Source organism: Leptospira selangorensis, assembly GCF_004769405.1.
GTDB lineage: Bacteria > Spirochaetota > Leptospiria > Leptospirales > Leptospiraceae > Leptospira_B > Leptospira_B selangorensis.
This window is the reverse complement of record NZ_RQES01000018.1, coordinates 557314-583368: the sequence shown is the minus strand read 5'-3', so window position 1 is coordinate 583368 and position 26055 is coordinate 557314. Positions and strand designations below refer to the sequence as shown.

At 40.3% G+C, this 26055-nt stretch carries 25 protein-coding genes and 2 pseudogenes; 13 read left to right on the top strand and 14 right to left on the bottom strand.

The window, feature by feature from the left end; translation table 11 throughout:
- Window positions 1-930: a tRNA epoxyqueuosine(34) reductase QueG gene (queG, locus tag EHO58_RS15160; protein WP_135680468.1), complete on the bottom strand. Its 930-nt coding sequence runs from the start codon at window positions 928-930 to the stop codon at window positions 1-3.
- A 16-nt stretch (window positions 931-946) separates the two neighbouring features.
- On the opposite strand from queG, the gene EHO58_RS15155 reads away from it, so the two are divergent.
- Window positions 947-1309 (top strand): LIC_11502 family protein, encoded by a 363-nt coding sequence (locus EHO58_RS15155; RefSeq protein ID WP_135680467.1) that lies wholly within the window; start codon window positions 947-949, stop codon window positions 1307-1309.
- Between the two features lie 2 nt (window positions 1310-1311).
- Here EHO58_RS15155 and EHO58_RS15150 read toward each other — a convergent pair whose 3' ends face one another.
- From EHO58_RS15150 to EHO58_RS19880, 5 genes and pseudogenes are all read right to left on the bottom strand, one after another.
- Window positions 1312-2235, bottom strand: coding sequence for a DUF350 domain-containing protein (locus EHO58_RS15150; protein WP_135680466.1), 924 nt, complete (start codon window positions 2233-2235; stop codon window positions 1312-1314).
- A 13-nt stretch (window positions 2236-2248) separates the two neighbouring features.
- Window positions 2249-3004: a type I methionyl aminopeptidase gene (gene map, locus EHO58_RS15145; protein ID WP_100709689.1), complete on the bottom strand. Its 756-nt coding sequence runs from the start codon at window positions 3002-3004 to the stop codon at window positions 2249-2251.
- 7 nt (window positions 3005-3011) lie between these two features.
- Window positions 3012-3245: a hypothetical protein gene (locus EHO58_RS15140; RefSeq protein ID WP_010515511.1), complete on the bottom strand. Its 234-nt coding sequence runs from the start codon at window positions 3243-3245 to the stop codon at window positions 3012-3014.
- A gap of 237 nt (window positions 3246-3482) precedes the next feature.
- Window positions 3483-4508 (bottom strand): annotated as a pseudogene (locus tag EHO58_RS19885) (SpiroCoCo family coiled-coil protein); the annotation flags it as partial.
- Window positions 4509-5825: 1317 nt separating this feature from the next.
- Window positions 5826-7064 (bottom strand): annotated as a pseudogene (locus EHO58_RS19880) (SpiroCoCo family coiled-coil protein); the annotation flags it as partial.
- Window positions 7065-7123: 59 nt separating this feature from the next.
- Here EHO58_RS19880 and EHO58_RS15130 point away from each other — a divergent pair.
- The 7 genes from EHO58_RS15130 to lmtA all read left to right on the top strand — a co-directional run bounded on the left by EHO58_RS15130 (window position 7124) and on the right by lmtA (window position 13515).
- Window positions 7124-7909, top strand: a complete 786-nt coding sequence (locus tag EHO58_RS15130) for a class I SAM-dependent DNA methyltransferase (protein WP_135680493.1) — start codon at window positions 7124-7126, stop codon at window positions 7907-7909.
- A 96-nt stretch (window positions 7910-8005) separates the two neighbouring features.
- Window positions 8006-8308, top strand: a complete 303-nt coding sequence (locus EHO58_RS15125; RefSeq protein WP_100707228.1) for an STAS domain-containing protein — start codon at window positions 8006-8008, stop codon at window positions 8306-8308.
- Window positions 8309-8359: 51 nt separating this feature from the next.
- A complete protein-coding gene (locus EHO58_RS15120) occupies window positions 8360-9271 on the top strand; it encodes an ABC transporter ATP-binding protein (protein ID WP_135680464.1) in 912 nt (303 codons plus the stop codon).
- Between the two features lie 3 nt (window positions 9272-9274).
- A complete protein-coding gene (locus tag EHO58_RS15115) occupies window positions 9275-10021 on the top strand; it encodes an ABC transporter permease subunit (protein ID WP_135680463.1) in 747 nt (248 codons plus the stop codon).
- Window positions 10018-11676 carry a GldG family protein gene (locus EHO58_RS15110; RefSeq protein ID WP_135680462.1) on the top strand — a complete coding sequence of 553 codons (1659 nt, stop codon included), beginning with the start codon at window positions 10018-10020 and terminating at the stop codon, window positions 11674-11676. The genes EHO58_RS15115 and EHO58_RS15110 overlap by 4 nt, the downstream gene beginning before the upstream one ends.
- A complete protein-coding gene (locus EHO58_RS15105; protein WP_135680461.1) occupies window positions 11676-12677 on the top strand; it encodes a DUF4340 domain-containing protein in 1002 nt (333 codons plus the stop codon). The genes EHO58_RS15110 and EHO58_RS15105 overlap by 1 nt, the downstream gene beginning before the upstream one ends.
- A gap of 79 nt (window positions 12678-12756) precedes the next feature.
- The gene (lmtA, locus tag EHO58_RS15100; RefSeq protein ID WP_135626260.1) at window positions 12757-13515 is read left to right on the top strand and encodes a lipid A Kdo2 1-phosphate O-methyltransferase; all 759 of its coding nucleotides are present in this window, start codon (window positions 12757-12759) and stop codon (window positions 13513-13515) included.
- A gap of 23 nt (window positions 13516-13538) precedes the next feature.
- Here lmtA and EHO58_RS15095 read toward each other — a convergent pair whose 3' ends face one another.
- The gene (locus EHO58_RS15095; RefSeq protein WP_135680460.1) at window positions 13539-14246 is read right to left on the bottom strand and encodes an LIC_11490 family protein; all 708 of its coding nucleotides are present in this window, start codon (window positions 14244-14246) and stop codon (window positions 13539-13541) included.
- Window positions 14247-14350: 104 nt separating this feature from the next.
- On the opposite strand from EHO58_RS15095, the gene EHO58_RS15090 reads away from it, so the two are divergent.
- Together EHO58_RS15090 and EHO58_RS15085 are read left to right on the top strand one after the other, a co-directional pair.
- On the top strand, window positions 14351-15568 hold the full coding sequence (locus tag EHO58_RS15090) for a hypothetical protein (protein WP_135680459.1): 1218 nt from the start codon (window positions 14351-14353) through the stop codon (window positions 15566-15568).
- Complete coding sequence (locus tag EHO58_RS15085) at window positions 15568-16032, top strand: chemotaxis protein CheX (RefSeq protein WP_086446434.1); 465 nt, start codon at window positions 15568-15570, stop codon at window positions 16030-16032. The genes EHO58_RS15090 and EHO58_RS15085 overlap by 1 nt, the downstream gene beginning before the upstream one ends.
- Here EHO58_RS15085 and EHO58_RS15080 read toward each other — a convergent pair.
- Both EHO58_RS15080 and EHO58_RS15075 read right to left on the bottom strand, forming a co-directional pair.
- Window positions 16029-17006: a tetratricopeptide repeat protein gene (locus EHO58_RS15080; protein WP_135680458.1), complete on the bottom strand. Its 978-nt coding sequence runs from the start codon at window positions 17004-17006 to the stop codon at window positions 16029-16031. The two genes, EHO58_RS15085 and EHO58_RS15080, sit on opposite strands and share 4 nt — an antisense overlap.
- A 1-nt stretch (window position 17007) precedes the next feature.
- Window positions 17008-17613: an LIC_11485 family protein gene (locus EHO58_RS15075; protein ID WP_135680457.1), complete on the bottom strand. Its 606-nt coding sequence runs from the start codon at window positions 17611-17613 to the stop codon at window positions 17008-17010.
- A gap of 211 nt (window positions 17614-17824) precedes the next feature.
- Here EHO58_RS15075 and EHO58_RS15070 point away from each other — a divergent pair, with 211 nt between their 5' ends.
- On the top strand, window positions 17825-19543 hold the full coding sequence (locus EHO58_RS15070; RefSeq protein WP_135680456.1) for a DUF342 domain-containing protein: 1719 nt from the start codon (window positions 17825-17827) through the stop codon (window positions 19541-19543).
- Between the two features lie 7 nt (window positions 19544-19550).
- Here the strand turns inward: EHO58_RS15070 and EHO58_RS15065 are convergent, their stop codons facing one another.
- The 3 genes from EHO58_RS15065 to xerD are packed head-to-tail and all read right to left on the bottom strand — an operon-like array spanning window position 19551 to window position 21355.
- Window positions 19551-19955: an LA_2478/LA_2722/LA_4182 family protein gene (locus tag EHO58_RS15065; RefSeq protein WP_135680455.1), complete on the bottom strand. Its 405-nt coding sequence runs from the start codon at window positions 19953-19955 to the stop codon at window positions 19551-19553.
- A 60-nt stretch (window positions 19956-20015) separates the two neighbouring features.
- Complete coding sequence (locus tag EHO58_RS15060; protein WP_135626253.1) at window positions 20016-20441, bottom strand: ATP-binding protein; 426 nt, start codon at window positions 20439-20441, stop codon at window positions 20016-20018.
- A gap of 17 nt (window positions 20442-20458) precedes the next feature.
- Window positions 20459-21355 carry a site-specific tyrosine recombinase XerD gene (xerD, locus tag EHO58_RS15055; RefSeq protein WP_100724756.1) on the bottom strand — a complete coding sequence of 299 codons (897 nt, stop codon included), beginning with the start codon at window positions 21353-21355 and terminating at the stop codon, window positions 20459-20461.
- 173 nt (window positions 21356-21528) lie between these two features.
- On the opposite strand from xerD, the gene EHO58_RS15050 reads away from it, so the two are divergent.
- Both EHO58_RS15050 and EHO58_RS15045 read left to right on the top strand, forming a co-directional pair.
- Complete coding sequence (locus EHO58_RS15050) at window positions 21529-22077, top strand: tetratricopeptide repeat protein (RefSeq protein WP_100724731.1); 549 nt, start codon at window positions 21529-21531, stop codon at window positions 22075-22077.
- Entirely contained in the window at window positions 22074-23129 is a 1056-nt protein-coding gene (locus tag EHO58_RS15045; protein ID WP_135680454.1) for an LA_2486 family SGNH/GDSL-type esterase, read from the top strand. The genes EHO58_RS15050 and EHO58_RS15045 overlap by 4 nt, the downstream gene beginning before the upstream one ends.
- 101 nt (window positions 23130-23230) lie before the next feature.
- Here the strand turns inward: EHO58_RS15045 and EHO58_RS15040 are convergent, their stop codons facing one another.
- Window positions 23231-24661, bottom strand: coding sequence for an MBOAT family O-acyltransferase (locus tag EHO58_RS15040; RefSeq protein WP_135680453.1), 1431 nt, complete (start codon window positions 24659-24661; stop codon window positions 23231-23233).
- Entirely contained in the window at window positions 24651-25961 is a 1311-nt protein-coding gene (locus EHO58_RS15035; protein WP_135680452.1) for an LA_2490 family SGNH/GDSL-type esterase, read from the bottom strand. Before EHO58_RS15035 ends, EHO58_RS15040 begins: the two co-directional genes overlap by 11 nt.
- Window positions 25962-26055: the final 94 nt, after the last annotated feature.

The window sequence follows — 26055 nt, the reverse complement described above, 5'->3', positions numbered from 1 at the left end:
CTATTTTTCTCTTCTTACCACTTTCAAATTTCGCTTCAGTTGGAAATAAGATATCCGATTAACTGCAGAATCCTGAAAGTAAATTTTGAATCCTTTCTCATCCAGATCCGAGAGATTTTCTTTTTTGAATAGATCTCGGATCTTAAATTCTCCTATCTCAGTTTTCCATCCCTTCTTGCGAGCTTTGACCCCATTCCAAGGACAGATCTCTTGGCATATATCGCAACCATATACCCAACCATGCAAAGAATCCACATTCTCGGATCTATCTTCTATGGTTTTGTAAGAGATACATTTTCGAGCATCAATTTTGTAAGGTTCCAAAGCACCAGTTGGACAAGAATCTATACAAGCTCTGCAAGTTCCACATCTGTCTTTTGCTTGGACAGAAACAAAACTCAAAGGAAAATCCGTAAAAATTAAACTAATAAAGAAGAAGGACCCGTATTCTTCATGGATCAGATTCGTATTCTTACCGATCCATCCAAGGCCTGCTTCTCTCGCTAAAATTTTTTCGGGAACAGGAAGAGAGTCTACTCCTTGTCTGAATTTTTGATTCGGAAACTTCTTCTTTAAAAATTCCAGTAATTCGGAAGCTTTTTTACGGAGAACAGAATGATAATCTTCTCCCATCGCGTATCTGGAAAATCGGTATGGTAAATCCAAGTTTTCATATTCGGGATCATTATATAATGCGCCCAGAGCGATTACTGATTCAGGTTTGAATCCAAGCCCCTCCAGTTCTAGTCGAAGGTTCATGTTTTTAGGATACCAATCCATATTTCCATGACGACCTTCTCCCACCCAATGAAGGATATTCTCCTTGTCCGCAGAAGGAACGGAAGCGGGACCGACTCCGAATAATTGGAATCCATTCGTCTCCGCGATATCTTTTAGTTCATTCAGAAGTTCTTTACTTTCGAGAAGCATATCTTATTCTTTCTTTATGCAGGAAGGAGAAGAAACATCCCTATATTCCATATCAGGAGGGATTCCACTCCAAGAACTTTTAACTGCGGCAAAAGAAGCAGGCCTGGATCTTCCTACTGAAAGAACAAGACCCTTAGGTAGGATTTTACTCGCGGGACTTTTAGGAGCACTACGAGGTTTTGATGAGAGAGGACTTTCTCCCTTCTTACCTACTCATAAATACATCTTTGCCGAGATCGTTTCCGATCTTACTGATGCCTATTCAATCCTATCCCAAGAATCGGATGAAAAAATGATTTTACAAGCAGCTTGCGATTTCGGGATCAAAAAAGTATATCACCTTGAATGGAAATTATACTCTTCTAAAGACTTATTCTAAGTTCAAACTGCAAAAAATATAATAGCGGAGAAGGACACAAGCACCACCGCTTCTAAAAGGCCTGCTCCGAAATTTTGATCCCTTTCTATTTCTTCCTTTAATGTGGAACCGGGTAATACAACCCAGTCCGCAAAAAAATGTAAAATAGGAATGATTATAAATGCAAGTCCCAGATCCAAAAGTAATAAGATCCCTGTTTGGTATAAGGATTCAAATTCTCTAAATAATGCTCTTGTGAGTAAGATACCGATCGCAAGTAATGCTCCTGCAAATGCAGTTCCTGCTGCCAGGTTCTGTTTTTCTTCCAACTCAGATCTTAGTTTATAAGGGACCCAAAGTTTATAATATATAGAGAATAAGATCATTCCGATCTGACCCACGGAGAAAAAAATCACAGAGATGATTGATCCTATGATCGTTTTTTCCACGAGAGGAGAAACTGCGATTCCTAATCCTTGTGGGAAAACCTTCTCTCCTATATCTCCATTCAATGCAGCAGCGATAAAAAAGGAACTAGCGATCGTTCCTCCGAACAAAACGGAAGCAACGGCTAAATTCCTTTTTTCATAGATCTCTTCGATTGCATCTATCCCACCGAGTATCAATCCGTCGTTAATCTTTTGGGAAAGTAGAAGGAGTACCACTCCTAAGATAGAAAAGGAAGACACTTGGAAAAGATCTCCGAGCAGATCTCCTTTTTCTCCAGGGTGGGAAACAATAGTGATAAATAATATAATGACCCCGATATAATAACCGGATAAACTTAAGGCCAGAGCGCTATTATCGGATTTTACTAATTCCTCGTCTAACTTGCGAGGTTCCGTCCAGTCCTTAAGTTTTTTGCCGATGTAAAAGACTAAAAAGCCTAAAACGAAAAAGGCAAGATCCTTACCTAGTAAAGAAATATATTTCCAAACGAAATCCATGCACGACAGATTACTATGCTTGGGTTAAAATTTCATAGCCTTTTTCAGTGACTAGAATGGTATGTTCGAACTGAGCGGACCATTTTCCGTCCCTTGTGGTCACAGTCCATCCATCCTTTTTAGAAAAGATCACTTCCCAGGTTCCTAAATTCACCATCGGTTCTATAGTGAATGTCATTCCAGGTTCTAATTTGGCTAGTTTGCGGCCGGAACGGTAATGAGGAATTTGTGGTTCTTCATGAAAACCTCTTCCTATTCCGTGGCCCATTAGATCTTTAACGATCCCATATCCTTTCGGAGTCAGGTAATCATCAATCGCATTTGCGATATCACTTACACGATTTCCAGGTTTGACCTGTTCTATTCCAATCCACATAGCACGTTCTGCGTCTTTAACAAGACGTTCCACTTCAGGAGAAGTTTTGCCACCTACTATAAAAGTACGAGAACTATCTCCATGATATCCATCTACGATAGGAGTAACGTCTACGTTAACGATATCTCCTTCTTTCAAGACATCAATTGCCTTTGGAATGCCGTGGCAAACGACTTCGTTGATAGAAGTACATACTGATTTCGGGAAACCCTTGTAACCTAGAGGCGCCGACTTGCCTCCATTCTTCTTAGTGAACTCTTCGCAGAGATCATTGATCGCAAGGGTACTTATACCGGGTTGAATGAATCCGGATATATAGTCAAGAAGCGCGGCGGCTAATTTGCCCGCCGCCCTCATTTTCTCGATTTCAGTCTTGTTCTTGATGTAGATCAAGAATGGATTAGAAGTCGGTTGGTCTAACCGTAGTGCGTTTGTTCGCCTCGGTACGTTTTAAAGCATCGTCGATCAGTCCGTATAACTTTTCATTCAAGCCATCGACCGCGTCTCCGGAAGTCATAAAGCCTTTAGATTTGATATAAGCTTTTACCTTGCTTGCGACGATGAGGGTATCCTTTTCAGCGCTTTGAGCCATGGAATTCTTCCTCTTAACAGTAGTTTTCTTTTTTTGTACCATACGAACGAGCTTTGGGAGCTTCTCCTTATTCCATCCCGAGACTTTTCCGGAACGTGTCAAATTTACTTTGATACGTTTCCAGATGCCTCGAAAAAAGGAATCATTTTCGGAATGCTACCCTACAATTTCAGTTTTTTATTAAAAACGAAAGGTTCCCCTTATGAAATTTTTTGCATGTCGTATAATACAAGTGGGAACGAGACATATTGGGGAAAAACATTGGGGTCAAGAAAAAAATCATCCCTTTTTCACCGTCTCGTTTTGAATGATAGTCTGGACCAAAGAAGTTTCGAGCCCTAATTTTTCAGCGATCGTCTCTGGTTGCCAATGGAAATTATGAAATAAATTCAATACCGTTGCTTTCTTTCTAGCTACTAAGGGATCTTGGCCTTGAGTCTTACCAGATTTTCCCCCGCCAGTCTTGGATATATTGGTTTGCACCACATCCATGAATGTAGAAAGTTTTTCGAAAGTATCTTCTGCTTCCGAGAGTAGACCTTCTAGGTCGTCCTTAACTGATAGAGCGCCTTCTTTCATATCATCCAATCTTTGTTGAAGAGTGCTGATCTGTTTATGGCGCTCTCCTAACTCAGACATTAGGTCTTCTATCTTATCGAACTTAGCTTCGACAGAAAGGATCTCTTCTTTTCTGCCAGCGAGAGTCTCGAGTCTATCATCTGTTTTCTTAAGAGTTTCTGCGACTTCTCTTTCTCTAGCTTCGATAACGGAGATCTCTTTTTCCATCTCACGTATTTTTTGAGCTAACTTAAATGAATTCTCTTTATGACCTTGGCTATCTTGGTCAAGTTGTTTGATCTCTTCTCTAACCGATACCACTCTGCCAAGACGATCTTCTAAATCCAAGAAGCGGGACTCCATTTCGAATGCCCTCTCTCCTGCTTCGACCAACTTGCGATGAGTATCGTTCCAATGAGAAGATTCTTCCATGATCCTTTCGAATTCTTCTTTTAAAACTTCCGCTTTTTCCTCTATGGAAAGAATTTCCGAACTTCTTTCTTCCGCCTGAGAGATACGAGTCTCCAGATCTTCTTGTACTTTTTTGATCCGAACTAAGTTTTGGTCCAGATCCTCGTACGTTTTTTCGGTATGGTTTGCATCTTCCAGAGCTTCTTTCATCTCGGAGACAAACTCCTCGGAACGTTCTATAATTTCTTTTACATCTAAGAAGAGCGCAGAACGTTTTTCTGCATCCAATATCCTCTCAGAGATATCATCCACGGAAGAACGTAGTTTTTCCGCTTCTTCTTCCAACTCGGAGAATAAGGAACGTTTTGCGTCTTGGATCTCTGATAGATCTTTGCGAAGATCGACTTGAAGAATACGATATTCTTTTTGCGCCTTCTGGAATTCTTCCCTTCCGGTTTTTAGGAATTCCTCCGAAGATTCTTCGGTTTCTTTCAGTAAATATTTTACCTGATTTTGGAATTCTTTCATCTGGCCTTCGCTTTCTTTGATACCGGAATCCAAAGCTTCTTCCAGATGTCGTTTTACGTCGGCTAAATGTTTTGCGATCCTTTCTTCTAATTGGCCTAATTGGATCTGGCCCTTATCTAAAAGTGCAGACAATTGTCTGTTGATCTTGGAATCGATCGTATCGTTCAGACGATCTATTTTTTCTTCCTGTCTTTCGAAGAAGTCTTGGCCGGACTCTTTCAATTTGTCCAGAACGACCCTTGCCTGCTCTCCAGCCTTTTCCAACTGGGATTCGGTGGAAGTACGGATCTTCTCCGCTTGCATTTCTAAAAGTTTTTCATTCTTGCGAAGAAGATTTTCAAATCTTTCTCCCACTGCAGAATATTCCACTTTTACGTTCTCTACGCTAGTAATTGCTTCGGCTTTCAAGTCTTTGAAACGAGATACAAGATCCTCTCTGACCTCATCTCCCTCTTTCTGGAAGTTCGCCTTGTATTTAGATACGAATTCTTCGATCTTATCTTTTTGTTCCGCATAAGATTTGGAGAATTCTTCCAGATATTCTGCGCCTTTAAAATGGATCTGTCCCAGTCTTTCTTCCAATCCACGAATTGCATCCATGGTATGATTTTTCTGGGATTGCACATCTTCTTCCCAAGACCGGGAGAAATGTTCGAATCTTCTGTCCATTTTGCGGAACTCGTCTTCGATAGAAAGACCGATCTCGCTTACCTTGGATTCCGCTTCTGCCAGAATATCTCCGGCTGTTCCTTCCAAGGCTTCTCTGATATCTTTTACATAAGAATCCATTTCTTTCATCCGGGTAGAAACCTGGACGTCGAAAATTTTTACATTTTCTCGGATAGAATCCCACTCGGAACGGAAACGATCCGAATGAGAAGCATGTAATGCGCCTACTTCTTCTTCCAAAGAAACTTTTAGTTCTCTTACGGAACCATCTATCTCTTTCATTCGAGTAGAAAGTTGAGAAGAATATTCCTTAACGTTTTCTTTAATAGTTTCCCAGTCCGCACGGAATTTTTCCGCCTGAGAGTGTTGCAGAACTTTTAGTTCTTCTTCCAGAGATTCTCTGACTTGGTCCAATTTAAGTTTGGATTTTCTTTCTTCTTCTGAACGAGAAGATTCTAGAGCGGAATGGAATTCTTTTAATCCGGAAAGAATTTCCTTTCTCAGATCTTCCGCTTCTATCCTTAGGCTGCTCGAAATACGATTAAATTCGTCTTCGAAAGAATCTATCTGACGCATAAGATCCGCTTTGCGAGAATCCGCTTGTTTGAGTAATTTATTTTCAGCTTCCAAATATTTTTCTTGGAAGATATTGATGGAGTCGTTGATCCCTTCCGCTTGGCGTCTGGTCTCGTTTAAGATCTCATCGCGTCTAGTTAAGGTCTCGAGGCTCATTCCTTCTATCTCTTTACGAATTGCCTCGATCTCAATACGAACTCCGTTTAAGAATGCTTCTTTAGAATGAACTACCTGCTCTAATACTTGATCGTATTTTTGGCGAATGACTGATTCATTACGGGAGAAGGTTTCCTCTAACTTACGATCCGCAAGTTCCGCCTTCTCATCCACTCTAGTTTCTAAACGATCAATTTTTTCGGACACGGATAAGAATGCAGTCTGCATACGATCCGTTCTGGCATCTATATCTTCTTCTTTTACTTTAACGGATTCAAGAAGGGACTGAACTTCTTCGCGAGCATTATCTACTTTGCCTACGGTCTCATGATATAATGACTTGGTCTGGGCTTCTAATCTTTGGCGGAAAGCTTCTCCCAATTCTTCTAAACCGGATTCGATACGATCCGCTTTAACTTCTAATAATCCTTCCAGCTCAACAATTTTAGAAGCAAGTGACTGTAGAATATCGTCCGAGCGGAAATTGAGTTTTTCTTGGAATGCTTCCAGCAGAACTTCTGCCTCGGAACGAAGTTCTTGGATACGATTTCCAATCCCATATACTTCTTTTTTGCCAAGCTCCAATCTTTGTAATCCATCTTGGATGGACTGGGACTCTTGGCGGATATCGGAAGAAAGATGAACTACTTCTTTTAGATCTAATGTAACTGCGTTTAAAAAATCCCGATTGGAACGAATTGTATCCAGTAACTGTCTGGATTCTTCGTTAAGGCCTCTTACCTCTTCCGCAAGTTTTCTGGTTTGTTTTAAACTGATCTCCAGTTCAATTCCAGAATCTTTTACGGATTGGATTTTTTCCAGGGCAATCTCTTGTAATTCTTCCTGGAGTTTACCAGTATATCTTTTGATCTGGCTGAGCTTATAATTCGACTTGTCCATCCTGCGAAGGAGGATCGTAATGCCTACACTGGCTAAAAAGGGTAAAAGAAGTTCTAGGCCCATACTTAGAGTTTCACGAAGATTCGATGAAGAAAACTCTTCAAAGAATTATGTCGCATCAAATGGATAGGAATACTCGCGAGCAGGGGAATAAATCAAGAATTATTTCTCCAATCCCCAAAAAAAGGCCGTATACGGCGTTTGCAGGCATTTATGACGGGGTCATGAAAAGGGCACCATATAGAGATTGGGCTAAGATGATTTTGGAATCTTATCAGATCGGAACCCAAAAAATCCACCCGAAAATCGCATTAGATTTGGGCTGTGGAACCTGCAAAATTTGGAAATTCCTACCTGCTTCTACAGAACTTTGGGGAATCGATAATTCTCCTGAAATGCTCCAAATCGCCGATTCTGAACAAATTAGAGGGGTCCGTAAATTAGGAGACCTTCTCTCCTTTCCCAAATTGAACAAATCTTTTGATCTGATTTTCTCAGTACATGACACTCTGAATTATTTCCAAAGAGAAGAAGAACTCTCTCGGGTATTTGCCCAAGTTTCAGGGGTTTTAGAGAAGAATGGGGTCTTCTTTTTTGATGTAAGCACCTCCGAAAATTTTCGAAAAAATTTTCAGAATAAGGTCCTAAAAGAGACCCACGGGAAGACAAAACTCGTCTGGAAGAATGAATTTAATCCGGAAACTTCCATTTTAAAGACCAGTTTGGAATTTTCTGGACCAGGAATTTCGGAGCTGGAGGAACATTTTCATAGGGCCTATCCTCTCGAAACTTGGTCGAAGCTACTACAAAATTCAGGCCTAGAAATTTTAGGAATCGGCTCGGATTATGAGGCCTGGGAAATTTTTCCCAAGGCAAATTATTGGAATTTTATGTGCCGAAAAATTTGAGCCGCTTGTTTGGTTAATAGACTGGAGTTCCTACCCTGTTTTATTGTTGGGATGCTCTAGTTTTAGGAGTCTATCTAAGTAAACAAGCTGTTACCTATGGCCAAATTAACGATACAAAATAAACACGGAATCGTTCGTTTCGAAAATCAACTTCTGGACGGATACGAAAAAGTCTTTGATGAGATTTCGGAACAGGCTTCCAGGGCACATATCCAAAACCTAACTTTGGACATGACCCCCACCAAAAAAATTACTTCCAGCGGTGTTGCAAAACTACTCACTCTTAGAAACCTTTTGGATCATTTCGGAGTGAAATTAGAGGTGGTGAATCTTCAGCCTACTCTAATGGATGTACTCCGTAAGTTCAAAGTGGATACAATGCTACGCATCAAGGCATAAATCCCGGGAAAAAAAGTTGCATAGGCTTTAAGGCCCGAAAGAATAACTTTCGTGGCCTCTCTCCAGGTATCCGATCTTTCTAAATCCTATTTCGGGAAGGTCGCAATTTCTAATCTTAACTTCTCCATTCCGAAAAATAGGATCACAGGTTTACTTGGTCCTAACGGCGCAGGTAAAACTACTGCGCTCAGAATACTCACAGGCTTCGTACAACCGGATAAAGGATCCGTATCACTAGACGGAGTCTTATTAGAAAAAGATCCTCAAAGAATAAAACAAAGATTAGGTTATCTTCCAGAATCTTCCGCGATCTATCCGGATATGACTGTGGGGGAATATTTGGATTTTATAGGAAATGCGAGAGGAATGGAAACTTCCTTCTTCAAAAAAAGAAAAAAAGAAGTATTAGAACTTTGTGATCTAAAATCCCAAACTTTTTCTTTAGCAGGGATCCTATCCAAAGGTACAAGACAAAGATTGGCGTTGGCTGGAGCATTACTTCATGATCCGGATTGGATCGTTTTAGATGAGCCTAGCTCAGGTTTAGACCCTATACAAATTTCTCATTTCAGGGACTTACTAAGAAATTTAGGAAAAGATAAAATAGTATTATTATCCACTCATATCCTATCTGAAGTGGAAGAAACCTGCGATCACGCATTGATCCTGGATAAAGGAAATTTAGTCGCCGATCTACCTGTTTCTGAATTTAAAAGATCAGATTCAGTTCTTCTAATAGCCAAAACAAATAAAGAAACCTTGGGAAAAGTATTAGAAGGCAAGAATATACAAATTCTATCTTCCGAAAAAGAAAGTGAATATACTAAGTTCAGATTAGAATCCACTTCTCTTAAACCTGAGGAAATTTTCGAGATCATCCGAAAAGAATCATTTCCTATTTTAGAATATAAGATTTCCCAAAAATCTTTAGAATCAGTCTTTCAGGACCTGGTTTCCGGCTAAAATATGAAACTTCTCAACTTACCTCCGGGACTCGTCTCTGTTTTTAAAAAAGAATGGTTCAGTTATTTTAATACACCGATTGGTTACGTTTTCTCTATCCTATACTTATTCTTATCTTCCTTCTTATTCTTTTACGGTTTGGGAGAAGGTTCCTTCTGGGACAGAAAAGTTGCAGGTATGGAAGAATACTTCGTGTGGACTCCCCTTTTATTCGTCGTATTTGCTCCTGCGATCACGATGAGGCTTTGGTCCGAAGAAAAAAGATCCGGAAGTTTAGAGATCTTATTCACTTTACCTATCTCCAAATGGGAAATCGTCGCTGCAAAGTTTTTAGCTGCCTGGTCGTTTTTAGGATTCACGGTTTGTTTAAGTCTTAGCATTCCATTTTTTATCTGGGCATTCGGGGATCTAGATTTAGGGATCGTATTTGCAGGATATGCAGGCTGCTGGTTGCTCGGTGGGGCTTATATCAGCCTGGGGATATTTCTTTCTTCTTTCGGAAGAGACCAGATCAGTTCTTATATTCTCACAGTTCTTGTTTGCCTTTTCTTTTTTCTACTGGGAACTCAACCGGTTTTAAAGTTTTTCGGAGGTGGTCCTTCCGCTTTCGCGTATCTATTCGCCTTATCTTCTCATTTTGAGTCATTTCGTTTAGGGATATTAGATCTTTCGGATACACTTTACTTTTTTAGTTTTATCGCTGCAAATCTAGCGGGGAACGTTTTTTTTCTCAGGAGAAATTATCCATGAGAGAATTGCTCCGGCCTTTATTAGAAATTTCTAAATCTCCCTGGTTCGGGCTCGCGAACGGCATTTTACTCTTTGTTCTGTTGAATGGGATCTTCTCCACAATTCCATGCAAGGCTGATCTTTCCAGATCGGGAAGATTCCAGATCACTACGAGCACCATAAAAGTATTAAAAGAATTAGATGATCCATTGTATATAGATGCTTTTTATTCTTCAGAGATCCCCGGAGAATATAAAGCAAGAGCAGAACTTAGCAAAGAATTATTAAAAGAGATCTCTAAAATCGGAAAGGAAAATATTTCTTTGCGATTCTATAACCCTTCTACCTTGGAAGAAGATGTTAGAAAAGCAATGGAGCTTGGATTAGAGCCTCAAATCCTACAACAAACTTCCAGGGATTCAGCATCAGTCAAACAGGCGTTTATGGGAATCGTTCTGACCCTGGGTCATAAAACGGAAGTTTTATCTTTTGCATTCTTCACGGAAGATTTAGAATACCAGATCTTAAATTCTATCCGAAAGATGCAGAGACAGGACAAGGATTCGGGAATTGTTCTTTTAAAATCTCCAGGAAATCTTTCTTTCCAAGAACAAGGTTCTCCCAAAGACAGGATAGAAATTTTCGCAAGAAGGGTTTTGAGAGGAGAATATGGTCCGATTTTAGAATTGGATCTGGAAACTGAAGATCTTCCTCCGGAAACCGAAGTGGTATTATGGATTGGTGGGGGAACCCTTTCTAAAAACACGGAACGTAAAATAGACCAGTTCATTATACAAGGAGGAAGTTTTATCCTCCTAGCTAAAACAATGGAGTTCAAAACAAACTCTGAAAGAGGTAGTTTCGGACTTCTTTCCGGAGATTTAGGAGCAGGCCTTGCTCAAAAAAATCCTGACTCAGAAGAAATGGTCCGATTTTTAGAACATTATGGAATTCGAATCAACTATGATATCGTTTTAGAACCGGATCATTCTCTGCCAATGGGTTCCGTAATAGAAATTGAACCTGGAGTTTTAGGAAAATATCCTTATCCACCTTGGATCGTTCCGGACCAAAAATCAAAGACTTTAGATCCAAATAGTCCATTTACTAAAAACCAAGAAAGTCTTTTAGTTCCTTGGTCTTCTAGTCTGAATATTCTTCCGGAAAAACAGAAAGAAGTACAATTTACCGTTATAGCAAAAAGCGGAACAGATGCGGAATCCAGAACGGAACCGATATCACTCGGAGAAAAACAAATCCTTTCCACCCCGATCCAAGCAAACGGCGGGCCTTTCCTTTTAGGTGTTTATGCGGAAGGAAAATTTAGTTCTTATTTCCCGGACAACAAACAAGAAGGTCCGCAGTCACAAAAAAAATCAGTCAAAACAGGTCGGATCTTAGTATTCGGTTCTCCTTATTTAGTTTCCGATCTTCTGGCATTTCCGGAATTTTCGGAAATCCTGAAAAACTCGAATATTCCGTTTTTATTAAATGCGATAGATATACTCAAAGGGGAAACGGATCTATTAGAAGTCCGCTCCAAACAGTCGGCAGTTCTAAAACTAAAACCTTTGCCGTTCTTCTTAGAAACATCGATCAGCCTATTTCATTTATTCTTGGTTCCTGCTTTATTAGCTCTTTATGCTTTCCGTAGACTAAAAAGAAGGAACGGATAATGGATTTTTTAAAATATTCGGACCTTCTCCGCAGAACATATAAAGAATATCCGCAAATCCTATTATTTTTTGGAAATATAGTTTTAGCCATTTCACTTTTAATCGCAAAAGATCCTTGGGACTGGTTCAAAAAGACGTATCAAAATTCTGAAAGTTTCTACAAAACCAAATCGGAAGAGATACAAACGATTATCAGTGGTCGTAAAGGACAAGAAAGTATCCTGAACAGGAATCTGGATGGATGGACGGTTCAGTTGCCTTCGGGGTTAGTTCTGCCGGGTGATTCCGCCAGAATTGAAGAATTGATCCAAACCTGTTTAAATTTACGTAAATTCACCTTGCTCTCAGAATCTAATTCAGTTTCTAAAGAAGAATTCGGATTAGGGGGAGATGAACCCGTATTAGAGCTCAAAGATGTTTCCGGAAATTCTTTAGGAAAAATCCTAATAGGAGCACCTGTCAGAAAAGGTTCGGGAACTTATATCTTGGATGAAAAAAATCAGATCTGGTTAGTTAAAGAAAATTTAAAATCAGTCACAGGTGGCGGTAAATTAGATTTTTTCCTGAGCAGATCTTTGGTTCCTCCCTTCCCTTCTAGAGAAAAAGTTTCAGAGATCAAGATCTCCGGACTTTCTTCCATAAATTTTAACTTAAGTAAACAAGGTGAAAATTGGATCTTAGAAACTTCCGGCGGACAGATCGTCGCTTCTTCCGAAGAAGTAGAAAACTATTTGGAAGAGATCAAAAAACTAAGTGCGGATGAAGTTCTTTTGGAGAAGTCGGAAGATCTTTCCCCGGTCCCAAAAGATAGAAATTTTAAAATAGAGATCATTACTAGTACGGATCGTTATATAGTTTCTCCGATCGGAATGACTAAATTAGGAAGTTATGTTTTCCAGAGAGAGGGCCTAAGTTACAGATTGGTTTTGGATCCCTGGAACCTGGAAAGGATTCTACAAAAGGATCTCGCAGACTTTTCTAGCAGGTTTGTTTCCCCCTGAACGGCTTAGAATCAATGGTTGACACTCCGAGGGGATAAAAGTTTCCTTCCTTAATACTACAACCTTACAAGGAATTCGTATGGCATTAATTGAAGAATTGGATCAGCAGGGGAATTTTCTATTTCGCTGGAGATCTTATATACCAGGATTTATTCTTCTTCTTTGTCTATACTCCTTAAGCAAGTTCGAATTTTTAGAAGATTCTTATGAGATCAACTTATACTACGCCGGTGCTTGTTTTCTAGTAAGTTTACTAGGTTTAGCAGTCCGTTGTTTTGTAATAGGTTATGCTCCTGCCCGCACTTCCGGTAGAAATACGAAGGAACAAGTGGCTGATGTGGTCAACCAAGAGGGAATTTATTCCTTAGTTCGCCATCCTCTTTATCTCGGAAATTTCCTAATGTATTTAGGACCTGTTCTGTATTTCAGAGATATACCTTTACTTCTGGTATTTTCATTATTTTTCGGATTCTATTACGAAAGAATAATGTTCGCGGAAGAAAAATTTTTAAGAGATAAGTTCGGCCAGGACTATCTAAACTGGGCGGACAAAATCCCTGCATTCATTCCTAAATTTTCAGGTTATGTAAAACCTAAACTAGGTTTCTCTTTCCGAAATATTCTTAAAAGAGAATATCCGAGCTTATTCGGGATCCTGGTGATCTTCGTAGTATTTGATTACGCGGCAAGTTTTAAGATCGGATTCGGAGATTGGAAAGAACCTTGGGCAGTGATCACTGAGCCGCAGATCTGGGCATTCGGAATCGGCGCTGCATTCTATACGATCGTTAGAGTTATAGTAAAAACCACCAAGTGGTTGGTGGTAGAAGGCCGTTAATTTCCGGCCTTCTTCTTATCTTCTCAAGCGTTCGCAGTATATTCCAAATAAGATTTAAACTTCTCTCCGTCCTTGGTCAAAAAGATCGGGGTCGGGTATTCTCTTTTTAGAGGAAGTAGCGCGAAACCTTGGTCGTAAAAAACGATCTTCTCCACTTCATTCAGTTTATAACTAAATTCCGAATTTCTAGCTTGGAAAGTGAATCCGCCCGGGATCTCTCTAATACTCCCCTTTCCCATTCTTCTAAAACCTTTTAAAGTTTCAGGACGGATCTTCTCTTGGAGAGCTTCGTAAGGTAATCTTCCGGAAAGATCTAGGAATAATACTCCTTCCATGGACCATTCTTCTTCTTTAGGGATTTTAGGTTGAGTGCGTTCAGGCTCAGTTACCATTTCTAAAATTTCTCCCCTTTTTGGTTCATCCCAAATCTCAGTTCCGAATTCTTCCCCCTCCGAAACCTCAGGCTCGGATCGAGATTCAATTCTTTGCCTTTCGGAAAGAGGGCGGATCTTTCTTTCTTCTGCAAATGCCTGATCCATTTGGGAATAGATTTCAGATCGTCCCTGTTTTTTAAGAGAAGCTAAAGTATCTTGAGAAATTTTTTTCTCTCTAGCTGGAGGCAGGTTTCCCGGACCGACGCTAAACTCTTTTTTAGAATTTGGCTGGAAGGAAACATAAATAAAGCAGAGAATTCCTACTAAAATGAGTGCTAAGGCAATATAGAGCATCATTATATGTATCTATCGGATTCGTCCGTTTCTGAAGCATTTTTCGGGCGGTTTTTCTCCTTTACAGATTCCAGGCGCGGGCCAGTCTTCCTTGTAAACGTAGTTTTATGACAAATCCAGACGGAATTTCAATTAAAGATATTTTATTCAAAGTCGGATCAGCAGTTTTTTTAGGAATTCTTGTCCTGATGCTGATCATCATGCTCTTAAAGCCGGATGTGGAACAAGTAGGTATAGACATGCTTGCCGGAAAGGCAAGCATCACCATGGGAAGCATTGACGACCAGAGTGTCCCAATCGATTCATTCAACGCAGCTAAAAGATTTTGTATCCAGATGTACCAAGGGCAAGGCTCCGAGGCACTTTGGGCGGACTGCGCCTTTCAATCTTTAAAAGGCCAATATATTTTCCGCAAGATCGGAAATTCAGTAGGTTACACTATCACTGAAGAGTCCGAAAGACAGGCTCTATGGGAAGAAGCCAAAAGAGTTTCTAAAAATTCTCTCCAAGGTGCAGGATATTCTGAGGAAGACCTGAAAAAACCGGAAGAAATTTATCGTCAGTTCCTCCAGCAGGCACCCCTACGTTTTAGGATTGATTATAAAGTGTCCCAGTCTCTTTTCCAAAACTTCCTTCCGACTGAGATCCGACGCACGGATGGAGAGCTAAATGTGCTTTCCGAAGCTTCCGGTGCAAGAGTGGATCTGGACGCAGTTTTATATACGGAAGAGGACCTAGTCAAAGCTTCCGAGAGAAATCTGGAGCCTACAGACGCACAGCTGAAAGAACTTTATGATAAAGAATCCTTAGATCCAAATACCTTGAAAGGTAAAGATGGTAAGGCGATTCCATTCGAGGAAAGAAAAACAGTACTCAGAAGTAAGTTTTTGGTAGAAGCACGTAAAAACTCTTTAGAGTCTTTAAAAGCAAAGTTAGTTTCTCTACAAAACGAGCCGGACGGCTTACAAAAGATCGCTACACTTTTAGGAAGACAAACTGTTTCTCTTAAGAGTAAATCTCTTTCCGACCTGAAAAAGATCAACCTAGGTAAAGATATATTCTCCTTAACCTCCGACAAAAAGTTCTTACAGGATTTAAGCCTTCCTGGTTTGACCCAAAAGAAAAATATCGGACCATATAGAGAGGGAGAAAAATACGCGATCGTTTCCTTCTCCGGAGTCAAATTAGGAACTCCAGACCCGACATTCTTGAGAACCAGGGATAACGGTTCCTTACTCACTGCAATACTCATGGAAATTCCACAGTCCCTAGAGGAAAGTATCAAAGTCGAACGAGCATCCGTTAGATCCGTTTCGGAGGAATAATGCAAATCCGCGCCGAGTTAGTAAACCCATTCCTGGAAGCTGCTACAATTGTTTTCCGGGATATATTGCAGACCGACCTGATCCGTGGAAAGATCGGTATCAAAGACACTCCTGAAACCACACTAGAACTTGCGATCATCATCGGAGTTTTAGGAACGTTTAATGGAGAAGTGATCTACGGTTTGAACTACGACGCGGCTTATAAAATTTCCAAGAAGCTGATGCCAGGTATGAGCGACGATGATATCAAAAATGAATATAAAGATATCTTAGGTGAGATCGCAAACATGACTACAGGTAACGCGATGAATATTTTCGCAACTGCAGGTCAATCGATCGAGATCACTGCTCCGAATATCGTGGATGCAAAAAACGAAACGATCAAGATCCCTAAAAAACAAGCACTTGGGATCAGTCTATTTTCCAAATTCGGAAAATTAGAAGTAAACGTAGCCTTAACTTAAAGATCGCTTTTCGCGAAAGATTCCATTTCCGTTCTCAAGGGGGAATATACTCCTTGGGATTCGGAAACAGACTTATCCAAATATTTTTTCAAGAACCTTTTTGCCCATTCCCCTTCTCCTGCCTTATAGCTGGATTTAAAAAGTAAATAAGCGCCTAGTTCTTTTTCTTCTCTTTGTCTTTTGAATTCTCTGGAACTTGTATCTTCAGCGTTCGGGAAAGTTTTCCCGAAACGATTCCAAAAATCCATAAGATAACTACGAGCATCGGAATATCTTCCCATTCTGAAAAGCATATCACCTAATTGTAATAAAGCTCTGGATCTGTATTCTCCTTCTCCCTCAGTTGCGGTTCTAAGAAGAATGGACTCTGCTTCCGAATTTTTACCCTGAGCTCTAAGAGATCTTGCAGTCTCGAGAGAAGTTTTCCATCTGGAATCATCTTCTGCCGGAGCTTCCGCATTGGATTCAGGAGCCTTGGCATTTTCTAATTTAGATAATTCTAATTTTGCTTGGGAACTTGCAGTTCCTTCGGTTGATGCTGCCTTACCGAATTCTTCTTTGGCGGCGTCTTTTTGCCCGTTTCGAAGACGTAAAAGTCCTCTTTCGTAAGCTGCTCTACTTGGATCAGTAGCTGCTTCCTTCTTCTTGCCGTTCTTTTTATCTTTTTTATCTGCAAGATTCGGAAGTTTGGTTTTTTTCTCTTTTACAGGTTCTGAAACGGTTTGTTTTGTTTCCGCAATTTTCGATTCTTCACTGGCAGCCAATGCAGTTTCAGAAACGAGTTCCGGTCCAGTTTGTCCGGATCTCTGTTCTGCAACTACAGAACTCGCGTCGATCGGAGGAAGTGGTTCATCCGGAGAAGTTCCCTTTGAGGAAAAATTTCCCTCGCTTGGTTCCGGAATTGGGAGAGGAAAATCCGCCGAGAGTTGGTTTGAAAAAAGAAAAATACTTAAAAAAAGGATAATATATTTCATCTCATTCTCCCCTAGGTCTTTGTTCTTTTCTAGGTGGACGACTCAGTCTAGACTCTTCCTTTTCTGCAGGAAGTTCTCTACTAGGCTGTTTTGTGTTCGGTTCCAAACGAGGGGAATCCGAGCTCTTATCGCTCGGAGCTAAATCCTCACGAGCAGGCCTTTCATTTTCTGTAGGAAAGAAAACTCTGGAATCCCCATCCTTCATTTTAGAATTACGGATCGTGTCCGACTCTTCCAGCTCAGGTTTAGGGGAAGAAGGGTCCATCTTCGGTTTTTCCAAACCGTATCTTTCTATATCCAAAGAAGAACTTCCGGAATCAGAGTAAGAAGGATCGCTCCATCTTACGTCCTTTCTTTTCCGGTTGTATTCTCTTTCTATATCTTCTAAAAATAATGCCTTACGATCTAATTCTTTGGCCTGGTCCTCTTCTCCCGCTAATGCCAAACCTTTTTGGAAACTGAACCAACCTAGAACGACCGCTACCAGGACCGCCAAGCTGAGAGCTGCGCTTCCGATCGTCTTTACCACTTTTGGAGGGAGATTTCCCAGAACTTGGTCTATCGATACCCTGATATTGGTCAGAATGGAGAATGGGTTGAATGCCATAGTATTACCCTAGGATCATCGGCCGATTTGACGATTTTTCAAGGACATAATTTTTCAAAAAAGGAAGGGTTGTAGTAACTTCGACGTACTAGACCCAGTCTGAAAATAGACAAATTTAGGAGTTTTTCGGTCCTCAGCCATTAAGTCTTTTTACAGGTTTTCGATTGTAAAAAATAGGATGGGACTTACTCTCCAACAACGGCCCCCCAGGATGAGCGACTCGATCCGCAATTTTACAGAATCCCTATTAAAAGATCTAGAAGAGAACGAAAACGGATTTTTCAAGGTAGAAAATCTGGACGGACTCGCGTATCTCACCATCTTCCCCGCAGGAAAAAAAGGAAAGGAAGTAGAATATCGTGAAATTCTAAAACGATTGGATGTATTTAAAATTTCAGGGATCGCAGAAGAAGAAGTAAAACGTATCTTAAAGTCCAAAGACTCGGAACCACATCTGATCGGAAAATGGCCAGGCAAACCGGAAGCCTCCAGCTTGGACTTGAAAATTTCAGAAGATAAAATGACAGTCCATGGTATTCTCCATCCACCAAAATTCGGCGGAAAATTATTAACTAGAGACGAGATACTTGCTCAATTACAAGTGAGCGGGATCGTTTTCGGAATTATAGAAGAATCAATACTCAAACTTTCTCAAGCGGACGATTACGGAAAAAGAACTCTAGTCGCCCAAGGTGAATCTCCCATTCCTGGAAAAGATGGGGATATACGTATTTTATTCCAACACCCAGGCGCACCAACTTTGGAAGAAGATGAATTCGGAAGAGTGGACTTCAAAAATATACAGATCATCCAAAGTGTGAAGAAGAACCAAAAACTTGCTGAAAAAGTTTCCCCTTCTCCGGGCAAACCCGGCAAAAACGTAAAAGGAGAAGTACTTCCATTCGAAGAAGGTAAGCTAGCGGAATGGAAACTAGGTCCTAATGTTAAAATTTCCGAAGATGGAAATTTAGTACAATCTCTGATAGACGGCCGACCTCTCATCGATCGTTTCGGCGTCATTCGTGTGGATGAGGTTTGTTTACTGGAGAATGTCGACTTCTCCACAGGAAACATTAACTTTCCAGGTACAATCATCGTAGAAGAATCCATCGCAGACGGTTTCACCCTGGAAACCGACGGATCCATCATAGTTAAAAAATCAGTGGGTAAAGTTTTCCTAAAAGCAAAAGGAGATATCGTTCTTTCCGGAGGATTTATGGGAAGAAACGGAGGAATGATAGAATCAGGAGCCGATATCTACGCGAAATTTATAGAACAAGGAAAGATGATCGCTAAAAATTCCATCTTCATCGAAGAAGCGGCGATGCACTCTGAACTGATAGCAGGAGAATCCGTAGTTGTCAGGGGCGGAAGAGGAGAAATCATCGGGGGTCAATGTGTTGCAGGAAAAATGATTACCTGCACTAAATTAGGAGCCATTGTGGAGACACGAACCGTACTCAGTTGCGGAATGCCTCCAGAACTTCTTTCCGAGTTAGAAGATCTAAAATCGGAGATCCGTAAAAACCAAGATATATTAAAAAAAGTAGATACTAGTATCCAAAAACTAAGCGACGATTCTCAAAGAAGAAGTTTGAGCCCTGAAGAAAAAGATAGTCTTCCTAAACTTCAAGCGATCCGTCAAAAATACAGCTCTATCCTGGAAAACCTGTTTGCACAGGAACAATCAGCAATACTATCCTTCGATCCCGATAAAAATTCATTTATAGAAGTAGAAAGAGAAATTTTCCCGGGAGTAGAAGCAAACCTGGGCAGGAATAAAAAGTTCAGCGTAAAACTAAAGGAAATCCCAGGTCCTTCTTTCTTATATTTAGGGGGAGATGGACAGATCGCTCATTCTAAGGTAAAACCGAAACGACTCGGCCTTTTACAGGAAGAATCTTCAGAATCTGAATCTTCTGCGGATTAAAAAGCTCTCAGTTACTGTCCGGAAATAATTCCCTGCAAGACGGGATCCCACCCGACTGCTCCATTTCGGAACAAGGAGTTTTAAGAAGGTCGTCCATACAACGTTTCACTTTTCCGATCTGCTGGTCCGTGACCTTTTCATAATCGTCAGGAAGAATGGACTGGTTACTTTGTTCGGCCATACATTGGTCTAGGGAAGAAAATCCAGACTTAGCGGCTCTCTGTTCTCCGGAAGGAAGTGATTCCAGATACTGAGCAGAACATTCTAAATTCTTTTTACATAACTCTTTAATATAGTTTTGGCTGAGATCCTTTACTTCTTCTTTGGACAAGGATGGTCCCTTTCTACAAGAAAGAATAAAGATCGAAAATACTAGTATGGAGATAAATTTCATTTGGGTTATCGAAAGCATATGCTTGGATTATACAGAATAGACGGACAATTCTATTATTCTGCAAGCCGTTCTTTTGAATTATTTCATTTTTGTGAGAATCAGGCGATTCCCTTTTCCGGATTGGTCTATATAAAAATGATCCGTTAGTTTTCGTACCAGGTACAATCCGATCCCTTCTTCCCTATAATCTCCCGGATCGTATCCTCTGATCTCGGAAATATTTTTTTGGACCCCGAAATCCCTAATACGAACTTCCATACGGTTTTCCAGAACCGTAACTTCTAAAAAGATCGGATAATTCGTTTTTCCAAGATATGCGTGTTTGATCACGTTCAAAAGACATTCCCCCACTGCCAATTTCAGATCGGCAGCATCATAGAGTGAAAATCCAGATTCTCTTGCTAGGTTATAAACGAAGTTCCGCGCTACAGTCACGTAACGCGGATGGGAAGGAACTTGTATCCGAAATTGATTCGAATAGTCGGTTTTTTTGATCTCGGCCAAAATTAGGTCCGGTGAAATTATCCTCTAGGATGGAATTTCTTATGAACTTCCTTCAGAGTTTTATTCGCCATATGAGTGTAGATTTGGGTAGTCGAAATATCGATATGCCCCAAAAGTTCCTGAACCGATTTTAGATCCGCATGGTTTTCCAACAAGTGGGTCGCGAAAGAGTGTCTCAGAGTATGTGGAGTCACCTTTTTCTTGATATTTGTTCTTTTGATATAATGGTTCAGAAGTCTCCAAACGGATTTTCTGTTGATGAAAGATCCTTTTTTAGAAACGAAAAGATAATCACAATTTCTGTTTTTCAGAATATAAGGTCTGCTTTGTTTTAAGTAACGATTCAGAATGTCCAAAGATTTCTCACCGAATGGAACTAGTCTTTGGCGTCCGCCCTTACCTTCTACAGTGAGAGTCATTCCGGACATATCCATATCCGTTAGTCTTAGGTTACATGCTTCAGAGATCCTAAGTCCGGAAGAATATAGAAGTTCGAAAATACATTTGTCTCTGAGTTCGTAAAGATTATCCTCTTTAATCACATTGAACAATTCCTCGATCTCTTCTTGGGTCAGATAATCGGGGATGGATCTCATCACTTCCGGAGTTTCGATCTTCTCCGTTGGATTTGAATCCAGCTTCTTTTCGTCTTTTAGAAATTTATAAAATTGGCGAATGGCAACCACTTCACGAGCGATCGTCTTTGCGGAGATCTTACGATTCCTTTCCTCGTTCAAGAAACGAACTATGTCGTTCGCTTGGACTTCCAAGAAGTCTATATGTTCTTTTTCGAGGAAGTTCTTAAACTTGTTCAGATCGTATCCGTACGAGTAAATGGAATTGTCGCTCAGACCCTTCTCAACCGAGAGGTATTCTTGAAAATTTTGCAGTAGATTCTTATGAGAAGATGTCACTTTCTTAGTCCCGCTTCCGATTATTACAGTACTAAATCCTTCGGACAAATTCTCCCTCGAGATTGAAACTTTTTTAAGATTGCGACACGAGGAGGCCCGTAAATTGTACAAATTCGACGGGCTGACATAACAAAAAACTGCCCTTTTTCTTATCCCCTAAGGGAAAAAAAACTATGGAAATGAGACAGAAGTTCCGATACGCCATAATTTTGCTTATGTCCCAAATTGCTTTGAATTGCGATTCCTCGGGTGAGTTAGCAAGTAAGGCGAGAGAAAAAGAAGCGCAAGGCAACACTGCAGAGGCTTTATATTATTACGATTTAGCACTTCGAGAAAATCCTGAAAATTTTACTGCGAATAAAAATTTAGGAATTCTTTTAGCGGAAAGTGGAGAAGCACCCGGATCCGCCGCCCTCTATCTAGAAAAAGCTCTCAAAAAAGATCCTAAAAATCCGGAGATACTTCTTTATCTTTTGGAAATTTACTTATTGGCGGGATCCAGAGACGAGACTGAAACCGTTTTGAGGGGATTTTCGGAAAGTTGGGATAAGGACAGAGAGAGTTTAGCCAGGTTTTTAAGTTCCTGTATCTTAGATTCTAAGAAGAATGTTTCGGAAAGAAAACGTTTTGTAGAGAACCGGATCCCTGAATCCAATCCCGCATCCAAAAGATTATTCGAATTCTGCGGTAAAAAACTCTACGAGGAAACTTCAGGTAAATGAGAGATATTACCTATTCTAGGAAAATTCGTTTTCAGTTTTTATTATATTCTATTTTTCTTTTTTTACTTTTAGAAGTTTTACTTAGACTTCCTTATTTTCCTTCCGTTCAATTCAGATTAGTGGATAAAAAACTTCATTGTTTAGAAACTTCCGGAAGTTTTTTATCTATCCCATGGATGAGGCTTTGTTCCAACCAAAGTTTGGATTTGTATCATCCTGAAAAAAATATTAGATATCATGTTTCCACTGATTTTAGAGGGGAAAGGATTACTTCTCCAGTTGGTATAGATGTCCCCGAAAGCGCGGGTAGGAACTCCTACAACAAGGATACACCGGAAATTTGGATTTTAGGAGATTCTGTTGCCTTAGGATACTTGGTTAGCGACCAAGAAAGCCTCCCTTGGGCCCTACAAAATGAATTAGTCCAAAATAAAAGAACTGGCATTGTTCGAAATCTGGGAGTGGATGCACTCGGGAGTTTCGGGATCCAAGAAAGACTAACCGAAGTTCTGAAGGATTCTTTCCCGCCTCAAGCTGCCTATTGGATTTATCATATCTCCGATTTTACTGATTCTTTTAGAGAACTAGAATTACAAAATTCCGTTAAAAAAAGGATATTCGTTCGAGTTTCCTATATTCTTTCTAAATATAGCGCTGTATTCAACGCATTCAAAATTGTTTATGAAAAGTACAAGCCTGAAGCCGCAGATAATTTAATAATTCCTTCTAGCGGTTCCGTTTTGGGCCCAGACCATCCTCATAGACAAGCAGCTCTTTCTTTGTTTAAATTTGTAAAAGAGAATAAGATACCACTTATTCTGGTATTTCTTCCTGAACCTTCCGGAAGCTATGAGCCTGTAGTAGATTCCGCATTAGTGAAAGAAGTCCGACAAATCGCAATTGATTCCGGAATTTCCGTGCTCGATTTGCAAAAGCCGATTTTCGATTTCTGGCAAAAATCAAATCGGGAGATCTTTCTTCCGAAAGACGGGCATCCGAACCCAGCGTTATATCATTTTATAGCGGAAGAAATAGTAAAAGATATTCATTAAAATAATTTCAGGGCAATTTCCACGCAGAGGCGCTGAGTCGCAGAGAAATTAAATTTTAAGACTTCCCCCTCTGTGGCTTTGCGTCTCCGCGTGAGCAAATTTTAGAACTGAAAATATAAGAAAGGTGCGCTTACTGTCACACTATATAAGATAAAACAGATAGAGATCAGAATACCTGAAATCCCATAGACCCAGATTCGATTCTCGAAAAGTTTTTTGGCCCAAGGAGTTTCTTTTTCCATCAGATAATCCCCGAGCATAAGGATAAACACCGTAAAAAGAACGGATAACGGTACTGGCAAGAAGTCACCTTCGACCCCGGAAAACATTCTACTTACCATCGCCCAACCTACCTGGACACTATTTCCAATCCCTTCGACTGGTCTTGCTCGGAAGAAATACATGGAAATCCCGAAGATAGTGAATGGATACGCTACTTTGATGGTGCTTGGGATCTTATCCCAATAATTTTTAATACGTTCGAAAGAGAATGCGAATCTTTCGATCACCATTAAACTTGCATGAACAAATCCCCAGACAACGAAATTCCAATCCGCTCCATGCCAGATCCCACTCACGAATGTTGTGAGAAATAGATTGATATAAGTTCTGGAGATCCCTTTTTTATTTCCACCTAAGAAGATGTACACGTATTCTTTCAACCAAGAGCTGAATGAAATATGCCAACGTCTCCAGAATTCCGAAACTGTTTGGGAAAGGAACGGTTGTCTAAAGTTGATCGGGATATGGAAGCCCATGATCCTTCCGGTTCCGATGGCTACGTCCGAATATCCGGAGAAGTCGCAATACATTTGGATGATGTATAAGGAACCTGTGACCGCTAAAGAGAACCAACCATAATGAAGTGGATCCGCAAATACCGGATCGATTACTGCTGCGATTGGATCCGCTACGAATGTTTTTTTGAAAAGTCCCCAGGCAAGTTGTCTGATCCCTGGTAACAAATTTTCTTTTTTGAATGTGTACGTGTCCAGAAATTGGTGGAGCATATCCTGAGCACGGATGATCGGTCCTGCTACCAATTGTGGGAAAAAACTTAAAAATAATCCGAACTGAAATAAACTCTCCGCTCTTTTTACCTTTTTATGATATACATCCACCGCGTAAGCAATCGCCTGAAGGGTGAAAAATGAAATCCCCATTGGAAGTAGTATCCCGGAAGGATACGCATAATATGGTTCGCAAGGAACGAGCCCGAGGATCGTATTCCAGACCGTAAAAGAGAAGTCCAGATACTTGAAGAAATAAAGTAAAGACAGGTTTCCCCAGATAGCTATATTCAGGAAAAATAATTTTCCAAATCTGGATTCTGACTTATCCATCCAAAGTGTACAAAAATATGTGATCGCTATGGAATAGATCAGTAATAAGATGAATGGAACTCTGAAAACCGCATAAAAATATAAGCTAGTAACTAATAGCCAAAGTTTTTGGAACCTAGAAGGTACCAGAAAATAAACTAAGATGACTATGGGTGCGAAAAATAAATAATGAAGGGAATTAAAGAGCAAGGTCAGTCTCCTTCAATTTGGCCTTAAGAGATTCCGCCGCCCAAATATTTCCTCTTTTTGTAAAATGCCCATCTTCAGGGATATAATGGTCTAAAATCCCGAATTTTTTACCGTTCTGATCAAAACCGCACATCGATCCGGTTTCCTTTTTAAAACGTAAAACTTTTACTCCACGTTTTTCAAAAAATGCGGAAGCACGGGTTGCATAATTTTCTAACGGATGGTATTTTCCATTATTATAACAATAGATCTCTTCTATTTGGATAGGAAGAATTACCGGGACCAGTTTAAATCCTCTTTCCTTCGCAAGATCTATCATCTTTTGATAATATTCCTGAGTGAGTTCAGGTAAAACCGGAAGAGTTTCTAAAGAAGGAGCAGAATCCATACAGGTCACATGAGAAGGAACCGGTTCAGGGCACATGGCTCCAAATACAGCTGAAGTTGGTGTAATATCCGAATCGCAGTTAGGCTTTTTAATAGGTCTGAAAAAAGAAGACTCAAAATAAGAAACTAGATTTCCGGATGCTAATTTTGGCTGGGTTGAAATTTCGTCTCCGTCTAGTAAGCGACATCTATAAAATCCGGCCGAATCCAACTCTTTACAAACGGAAAGTTTAGTGACTGCAAATGTAACTTGGATCTGCTCATAAGCCAGCTTGAGAGCTTGGAGTGTATAAGAAATTCTTGTTAAAATAAATTGTAATTTAAAATTCCTAGCGTAGTTCGGATCTTTTTCTCGGATCGCGTCCGTTTGGTCGTCAGGCAAAATTCCTTTTTTTGCAAGAACTTCCGGCATATCGAAATCATTTGGAGAAATGAAGAATAATACTTCTTTTACATTGTCCAATTTAGAAGAAATATCTTTGAGTCTGTAATAAGAACCTCTGGATCCATAGGCGTCTACTCCGAGGTTCAGAGCCTGTCTTGCTTCTCCCTTTAATTGGATTCCATCCAAAAGTTGGCAGAATGTGTCGGAGTCCCCTACTCCGAATCCCATCACCAAACTATCCCCTAAGCATAGAAGTTTCGGTTTTCCAGGAATGGGTTCTTCTTTTCCACGAAGGCCCAGAGAGTTGATAGTAAATTGGCCTTCCCATTTTCCGGCAAAATGGCTGACATATTTGGACTCGCCCGGCGCAAGAGCCACGTAATAATCCGGATGAAAACTGTGGATGAGTTTGAGATCTCTATAGTATTGGAGAGAAGGACTGCGTAATAGAACCAAACCGGCTTCGGTTCCGAGGAAGATTAAGATCAAAAAAACTAGGCCGAAAAACGATTTTTTGGCGAAATCCATGAATACTGGATAGCATTTGGATTCCTACCCGGATGACAAGACAATTCATCTAGGAATGGGACTGTTGGAATTCCGACTCTTTCTTCTCGAAAAA

Bases quoted from the DNA above. Each gene is read 5' to 3' on its own strand.
- queG (WP_135680468.1), bottom strand. From the start codon at position 930: ATGCTTCTCGAAAGTAAAGAACTTCTGAATGAACTAAAAGATATCGCG.
- EHO58_RS15095 (WP_135680460.1), bottom strand. From the start codon at position 14,246: ATGATGCTCTATATTGCCTTAGCACTCATTTTAGTAGGAATTCTCTGC.
- EHO58_RS15070 (WP_135680456.1), top strand. From the start codon at position 17,825: ATGAGCGACTCGATCCGCAATTTTACAGAATCCCTATTAAAAGATCTA.
- EHO58_RS15035 (WP_135680452.1), bottom strand. From the start codon at position 25,961: ATGGATTTCGCCAAAAAATCGTTTTTCGGCCTAGTTTTTTTGATCTTA.
- EHO58_RS15110 (WP_135680462.1), top strand. From the start codon at position 10,018: ATGAGAGAATTGCTCCGGCCTTTATTAGAAATTTCTAAATCTCCCTGG.
- EHO58_RS15105 (WP_135680461.1), top strand. From the start codon at position 11,676: ATGGATTTTTTAAAATATTCGGACCTTCTCCGCAGAACATATAAAGAA.
- EHO58_RS15050 (WP_100724731.1), top strand. From the start codon at position 21,529: ATGGAAATGAGACAGAAGTTCCGATACGCCATAATTTTGCTTATGTCC.
- lmtA (WP_135626260.1), top strand. From the start codon at position 12,757: ATGGCATTAATTGAAGAATTGGATCAGCAGGGGAATTTTCTATTTCGC.
- EHO58_RS15075 (WP_135680457.1), bottom strand. From the start codon at position 17,613: ATGGCATTCAACCCATTCTCCATTCTGACCAATATCAGGGTATCGATA.
- EHO58_RS15085 (WP_086446434.1), top strand. From the start codon at position 15,568: ATGCAAATCCGCGCCGAGTTAGTAAACCCATTCCTGGAAGCTGCTACA.
- EHO58_RS15090 (WP_135680459.1), top strand. From the start codon at position 14,351: ATGACAAATCCAGACGGAATTTCAATTAAAGATATTTTATTCAAAGTC.
- EHO58_RS15080 (WP_135680458.1), bottom strand. From the start codon at position 17,006: ATGAAATATATTATCCTTTTTTTAAGTATTTTTCTTTTTTCAAACCAA.
- EHO58_RS15065 (WP_135680455.1), bottom strand. From the start codon at position 19,955: ATGCTTTCGATAACCCAAATGAAATTTATCTCCATACTAGTATTTTCG.
- EHO58_RS15125 (WP_100707228.1), top strand. From the start codon at position 8,006: ATGGCCAAATTAACGATACAAAATAAACACGGAATCGTTCGTTTCGAA.
- EHO58_RS15115 (WP_135680463.1), top strand. From the start codon at position 9,275: ATGAAACTTCTCAACTTACCTCCGGGACTCGTCTCTGTTTTTAAAAAA.
- EHO58_RS15130 (WP_135680493.1), top strand. From the start codon at position 7,124: ATGGATAGGAATACTCGCGAGCAGGGGAATAAATCAAGAATTATTTCT.
- EHO58_RS15155 (WP_135680467.1), top strand. From the start codon at position 947: ATGCAGGAAGGAGAAGAAACATCCCTATATTCCATATCAGGAGGGATT.
- EHO58_RS15045 (WP_135680454.1), top strand. From the start codon at position 22,074: ATGAGAGATATTACCTATTCTAGGAAAATTCGTTTTCAGTTTTTATTA.
- EHO58_RS15150 (WP_135680466.1), bottom strand. From the start codon at position 2,235: ATGGATTTCGTTTGGAAATATATTTCTTTACTAGGTAAGGATCTTGCC.
- EHO58_RS15140 (WP_010515511.1), bottom strand. From the start codon at position 3,245: ATGGTACAAAAAAAGAAAACTACTGTTAAGAGGAAGAATTCCATGGCT.